The organism is Shewanella sp. ECSMB14102, from assembly GCF_000813075.1.
GTDB classification, from domain to species: Bacteria; Pseudomonadota; Gammaproteobacteria; order Enterobacterales; family Shewanellaceae; genus Shewanella; species Shewanella indica.
Window position 1 is genome coordinate 1 of sequence record NZ_JWGX01000137.1, and the last position, 357, is coordinate 357.

Sequence of the window (357 nt, forward strand, 5' to 3'; positions counted from 1 at the left end):
ATACCGTATTCCAGGCCTAGCCCCCGTATCTGGTTAATCAGCGCGGTTTTGTTTTTCATCAGCCGCTGGCGAACCCGGTGCATACACTGAATATCCTGCTGTTCAATAGACTTCTCCGGCACATAGCGCATACCCGGGCGACTGTCAGCTTCGACAATTGCAGCTGCATCATTTTTGTCATTTTTACTGCCCATTCTGAAGGGGGCAACATACTGTAGACTGATTTGTTTAACTTCATGTCCGTATTGCCTGAACTGGCGTGACCAGTAATTTGCACTGCCGCACGCTTCCATCACAATACGGGACGGAGGCTGCTGAACAATAAACGCCGTCAATTTTTCACGGGTGATCATTTTA

At 48.5% G+C, this 357-nt stretch carries 1 protein-coding gene; it reads right to left on the minus strand.

The window, feature by feature from the left end; genetic code table 11:
• Nucleotides 1-357: IS110 family transposase (locus RC73_RS19685; RefSeq protein WP_039036216.1), on the minus strand; the 357-nt coding region annotated here is incomplete at both ends.